We start from the raw sequence: 6,053 nt of genomic DNA, 5'->3' as shown, positions 1-6,053 counted from the left end.
CTATCCGTGTCTTGAGCTCGCGTTCTCGAGTGCCGTTGCGGCTGTCCGTGCGTTCTTCTGACCGTTCGTAAGGCTCAGCCTTGAGTTGAGCAGTGGATTCCGCCATCAGAATACTATTGAGACTTTTACGCAGCAGTTCGCGAAATGCCTGATCGTGATCCTTTGAAAGAAGTTGTAGAATTTCCTCTTGATTTAAGGTAATATTTAATTGAGCCATTTGTTTGTCCTCCTAGTATTATTTTGTTAGGTGATTTAATTATACCTGGGAGACGAGCACTTGGCTCTCTTTTTTTTATCAATTTACACCATTATACGGGCATAACCATTTGTCTCAGCAAAATCCTGCTGTCATCCTTTCGATTACAGGCAGATCTTAAAAATCGCCGTTTTGCCCGTAATCCACTTTGAATCTCGAGGGACAGTATGTTTTTTTTTCTACCTGACTCCCCGAAGTTGGGGCGCACGGAACCAAAAGTAGACAAAAAACGGGGGAAATGTTTGATTTTTGTCTACCGGCTGATCCAAAATTGGGGCATGCGGCTCCGAAAGTAGACAAAAACCGGTGGAAATGTCTGATTTTTGTCTACCGCCTGCTCCAAAAACGGGGTGCGCTGAACCGAAAGTAGACAAAAACCGGTGGGAATGTCTGATTTTTGTCTACCGGCTGATTCCAAATCGACTCGCGCGGCCTCGAAAGTAGACAAAAACCGGTGGGAATGTCTGATTTTTGTCTACCGACTGATTCCAAATCGACTCGCGCGGCCTCGAAAGTAAAAAAAATCCTCCAAAATCGGAAAAATGTTCTACTCGGGTACCTTCGCCAAAGCAGTGTGATCTCAGATTACAAGCAAATTCCAAAAAGAACGTTTTGCCCGTAACCGAGGTCAGGTGCAGTGCTTGAGCAGATGCTGCGCAGCACTGCATTTGGCAAAATCACTGTCAATTACGGACAAATCAGTAAAAAAATGACGCTTTGTCCGTAAAATTTGAGTGAAATCTTGGCGGACTGCCCCAAAAATAAAAAATACGCGCCATCATGGCACGTATTTTAATCATTATTCAGTTGACCGTTCGGCTTCGCATCTTGTCTAAATCGGGTTCAGACCAGCAACAAGGCTCATGATAATTTCGTGCCGCGTCGTGACTGCGCTTGCGCTGATCACTCGCGCCCCTCCTTATCTACCGCCTTGTTGAGCGGCTGGTCTTCACACCTTGTCTTAATCGGGTTTCGCCTCACATTCCCCCTATCGCAAGCAAGGACTCCCTGGACGAGACGAGCTCGCCTTCGGTCGTCCAAAGCTTGCGTACGGGGTCATGACCGTTCGGCTTCACACCTTGTCTTAATCGGATTTAGCCTCACATTCCCCCTATCGCAAGCAAGGACTCCCTGGACGAGATGAGCTCGCCTTCGGTCGTCCAAAGCTTGCGTACGGGATCATGACCGTTCGGCTTCACACCTTGTCTAAATACTATCGCTCTTGTCAAACAACGCGTCCACCGATTGATTGTGATAGATGAGAGAAATTGCCTTTGCAAAAATCGGTGCGACAGAAAGGACGCGAAGCTTGTCAAACTGCTTTTCTTCAGAAATGGCAATCGTGTCCGTAACAATGACCTCGTCATAGGCTGAAGCTTCCAATTCTTTTACGACATTTCCGGAGAAAATCGGATGCGTTGCGCATGCATAAATTTTTGTAGCACCGGCAGCATAGAGAGCGGTTGCGGCATCGACCATCTTGCCGCCGGTATCGATCAAGTCGTCAAAAACGATGCACTTGTGTCCTTTGACGTCACCGATGATGTCTGCTTCATCAACACGCGCAGCATCACGTTTGTCAACGATCGCAATCGGTGCTTTCAAAAGTTCCGCCAAATTGCGCGCCAATTTAACGCTGTTATGATCCGGTGCAACGACAACCACGTCATCAGCAATGCCGCTTTCTTTAAAGTAATGAGCTTGCGTATAAATCGCTAAAAGATGGTCGACCGGAATATTGAAGAACCCTTGCAATTGGCCGGCATGAAGATCCAATGTCACGACTCGATCTGCACCTGCCAGGGAAATAAAGTTGGCAATGAGCTTGGCAGTAATCGGTTCACGACTTCTTGCTTTGCGATCGGCACGAGCATAGCCGTAATACGGAATAACGGCATTAATCGAACCCGCGCTGGCACGACGCAAAGCATCCATCATGACCATCAGTTCCATAAAGTTTTCGTTAACCGGATCAGAAATTGATTGGATGATGAATACGTCATCACCACGCACGCTTTCATTGATATTAATCTGAATCTCGCCGTCGCTAAAGTGCTTGACGGATGCATCGCAAAGTTCAACGCCCATTTCTTCAGCAATCTTTTCAGCCAATTCTTGATTTGAATTAAGCGCAAAAAGCTTGATTCCAGCATTTTCTTGCATGTCTTTCATACTTCCCCCATCTATTGGAATTTAAAATTGTCGGCACAAACATTCTCTTCGGATCGAATTTTCAGCTGCGCACTTACAAAGTTATTATACCATGCAAAAATGCGCATTTGTGTTTCAACTCTGAATTTTGTCAAAGAATTATCCGAAAATTACGAAGTATCTCCGCCGTCACTCTTGTAATCGTTCACAATATTGAAAAAAGCAGCCAGAAAGACTGCTTTGATGTTATTTAACTGAAATTCTCTCATACAAAGTTTCCTTGATGGCATCACCAAGGCGCCGGCAACCTTCTTCGATTTCTTCATCGTTGACGCCTGTGAAATTCAGACGCATGCAGTTTCTGCGATGCGATACCGGGAACAAAGTCGAGCTTTCAATAAACGTCACGTCGCCGTAATTGTCAAGAATTTCTTGCGCAACGACGTCTTCTGGAAGTTCCAACCAAATGAAGAAACCTCCAAGAGGCTCAGTGAAATCGCACTCCTCAGGCAGATAGCGCTTGAGTCCTTCAATCATCGCATCGCGACGATCACGGTACAGGTCGTTGATTTCTTCGATGTGTTCGTTGATATCGTTGTCTTCAAGGTATTCGTCAATCATCTGACCGACAACGGAAGAAGGATTGCAGTCGCTTGCGAGTCGCAGATTTTTCAAGGCATTCATCAGCGTTTCATCGGCTATTAGCCACCCTGTCCGAAGCGCCGGCGACAAAATCTTTGAGCAGCTTCCGAGCGTCACGACGTTGCCCGACATGTCGAAGGCCTTGATCGACGGAAGCCCGACCCCTTCATAACGCAATTCGCGATAAGGATCGTCTTCAATTACCAAAAAGTCATATTGTGAAGCCATCTTAGCCAAACGCTTGCGTTTTGCAAGCGACATGCAGATACCCGTCGGATTTTGAAAATTCGGCACGGTATAGAGCATCTTCAATTGGTGATGCTTGCAGACTTCTTCCAACTGATCGAGGTTCAAACCGTCATCTTGCATTTCGATTTCGTAAAATTCAGGGCTTCTGGCCGCAAATGCTTCCAAAGCACCGATATACGTCGGTGCCTCAACTGCCATGCCGTCACCGACGTCAAGGAACAGATCGGCCAAAAAATTAATACCCTGCTGCGCTCCTTGAGTGATCATGATATTTTCAATTTCGCAGTCAATGCCGTTTCTTTTCGCATATGTTCTAATTTTTGCGCGCAACGGTTCATATCCCAAAGCAGACGAGTACTGATAAACGGAATTGTCGGTCAATTCGCTGCGCTTTAAGAAGGCCGCATCAAGTTCTTCCTTAGGGAAAAGTTCTTCTGCCGGATATCCGCCCGCAAACGAAATCGCATCTTTCTTTTCTGATAATGTAAACAAACTTTCAAGTCCGGACGAATCGCGTTCAAAACGCTTTGAAAAACGTGGAATCATATGCTCTGCCTCCTGTTATAATTATAATTCGATTCTTATAAGCTAATAATTCATTTTTCTTTACAATCACTATCTTACACTCTTTTGTCAATTAAGTAAAATTCAACTTATTCATTTTTAAATGAAATAAATTCATCTAATCGAAAAAGGTTGACTTTCTTTCAAAAATAAGTTAAATTAGGTGCATGTTAAAAAAGTATTAAAAACGCGATGAAGAGGAGAGTAGCTCATTCAATCGTCTTTGCAGCGAGTCCCAGTTAGTGCGAGGGGACAAGACGCAAATGATGCGAAAGTAGCCTCCGAGCGGTCGATGCGACGTCACAGCGAAGTTTCGAATGGGAGCGCCCTTTACAGCGTCAACGTATTGCATTTGTCAAAAAATGCAGCACGGGGTGAGTTCAAGTCAGCAATGGCTTGTTGAAACAAAGGTGGTAACACGCTGAGGCGTCCTTTCAGATTTTTATCTGGAGGGATTTTTTTTACTTCAAAAAACGACATCTTAGCTAAGATCTCAAAATAACGAATTTGAATTATTAAGGAGATCACATTATGAAAAAAATATCCAAACGCTACTACTTCTTGATCGGATCGCTGATTTTCGGCATGTTCTTCGGTGCGGGCAACCTGATTTTCCCGATTCATTTGGGCCAATTGGCCGGTGCAAACTGGGGAAAAGCCGCAATCGGCTTCCTTCTTTCGGGCGTTTTGCTTCCTTTGCTTTCTCTTTTGGCAATCAGCATCACGCGTTCAAACGGCATTTATGATCTTGCAAAACCGATCAGTCCAAAATATGCATTGATTTTTCTGATTTTGGTTCACGCAACGCTTGGACCGTTGTTTGCAACACCAAGAACGGCAACCGTTCCGTTTGCAATGGGTTTTGCGCCTCATATTCCGGCACGCTATCAGACAATCGGTCTTTTGATCTACTCAGCCATTTTCTTTGGCATCGTTTATTATTTCTCAGTTCATGAAAACGGCATCGTCAATACCATCGGCAAGCTGCTCAACCCTGCATTTCTAGTCATGCTCTTCATCATCTTCCTTCTCGCCTTCATCAGCCCGCTCGGAAGCACGTCCGGACAGCATGCAGCGGCAGGATACACGACACAGGCAATGACAAGCGGCTTCCTTGAAGGATACAACACCATGGACGCCCTCGCAGGACTGGCATTCGGCATCACCGTCATCACCGCCATCCATGCGCTCGGCATCAGAAAGCAGCGCGAGACATCCGTCTTTCTCGCCAAGTCCGGCATCATCGGAGTGGCCCTGATCGGCATCATCTACCTTGCATCCATCTATCTCGGTGCGATGAGTCTCAACAACTACAAGATCTCTGAAAACGGGGGCATTGCCCTGGCACAGCTGTCACACCACTATCTCGGCGCGGCCGGCGACGCCCTGCTTGCAACACTTGCAACGGTCACATGCCTGACGACCGCCATGGGACTCGTCGTTGCCTTCGCGCAGGACTTCCATCACCGTTTCCCGAAGATTTCCTACCGTACATTCCTGACGTTCAACTGCCTGATTTCATTCCTGATTGCAAATCTCGGCCTGACGACGATCATCACCTGGTCAACGCCTGTCCTGATGTTCCTCTATCCGCTTGCAATCTCGCTGATCATCCTCGGCATCACTTCGCCCCTGTTCGGTCATGACAACCGCGTTTATCGCATGACGACAATCTTCACGCTGATTCCAGCCGTCTTCGACATGATCAGAAACTTTCCGCCTGTCCTTGCCGGAACGGGATTCGCCAAGGCCGCAGTTACCTTCGCATCATCCTACTTTCCGTTCTTCTCAATCGGATTCGGCTGGATCTCATTTGCCCTCTGCGGCTTCATCATCGGTCTGATCTGTCACTTCATCGCCAGAAGAGAAACGGCCACGGCAGCCGAGGAAGCCTGACATCCGCATATCAATAAAGAGGCCGGGGAAACCCCGGCTTATTTTTCACTCCCGAATTAAATGAAATGCCGAACAAAAGCTGTCGTAATTCGACTGATTTTGCCCGGCATTCTTTATTTTTTAAAATACAGTGCTGCTCATTGCCTGTTCAATCAATGCGTCAGGACTGGCTTACGGGCAAAACGCCGGTTTTTGGGATCTGCCCGTAAAATCCAGTCCGCGGTTACGGGCAAAATACTGATTCTTGAGATTTGCCCGTAAAATGTAGTCCGCGGTTACGGGCAAAACACTGATT

Annotated in this window: 4 protein-coding genes; 1 reads left to right on the top strand and 3 read right to left on the bottom strand. The window is 46.6% G+C overall.

What is annotated here, in order from left to right; translation table 11 throughout:
• The 3 genes from BMZ95_RS09370 to BMZ95_RS09360 all read right to left on the bottom strand — a co-directional run.
• On the bottom strand, positions 1-217 hold a 217-nt coding region (locus BMZ95_RS09370), incomplete at its 3' end, for a transposase (RefSeq protein ID WP_191981829.1).
• Positions 218-1,462: 1,245 nt separating this feature from the next.
• A complete protein-coding gene (locus BMZ95_RS09365; protein ID WP_014074049.1) occupies positions 1,463-2,428 on the bottom strand; it encodes a ribose-phosphate diphosphokinase in 966 nt (321 codons plus the stop codon).
• A 225-nt stretch (positions 2,429-2,653) separates the two neighbouring features.
• Positions 2,654-3,844: an aminotransferase-like domain-containing protein gene (locus BMZ95_RS09360; protein ID WP_014074050.1), complete on the bottom strand. Its 1,191-nt coding sequence runs from the start codon at positions 3,842-3,844 to the stop codon at positions 2,654-2,656.
• Between the two features lie 549 nt (positions 3,845-4,393).
• Between BMZ95_RS09360 and brnQ the strand changes: the two genes are divergently transcribed.
• Complete coding sequence (gene brnQ, locus BMZ95_RS09355; RefSeq protein WP_046922433.1) at positions 4,394-5,758, top strand: branched-chain amino acid transport system II carrier protein; 1,365 nt, start codon at positions 4,394-4,396, stop codon at positions 5,756-5,758.
• The last annotated feature ends 295 nt before the right edge of the window (positions 5,759-6,053 follow it).

It is taken from the genome of Ligilactobacillus ruminis DSM 20403 = NBRC 102161 (assembly GCF_900113455.1).
Classification (GTDB): domain Bacteria; phylum Bacillota; class Bacilli; order Lactobacillales; family Lactobacillaceae; genus Ligilactobacillus; species Ligilactobacillus ruminis.
This window is presented reverse-complemented; position numbering and strand designations above follow the sequence as displayed.

Excerpts from the sequence above, each read along its gene's own strand:
- BMZ95_RS09365 (WP_014074049.1), bottom strand. The coding sequence starts at position 2,428 with ATGAAAGACATGCAAGAAAATGCTGGAATCAAGCTTTTTGCGCTTAAT.
- brnQ (WP_046922433.1), top strand. The coding sequence starts at position 4,394 with ATGAAAAAAATATCCAAACGCTACTACTTCTTGATCGGATCGCTGATT.
- BMZ95_RS09360 (WP_014074050.1), bottom strand. The coding sequence starts at position 3,844 with ATGATTCCACGTTTTTCAAAGCGTTTTGAACGCGATTCGTCCGGACTT.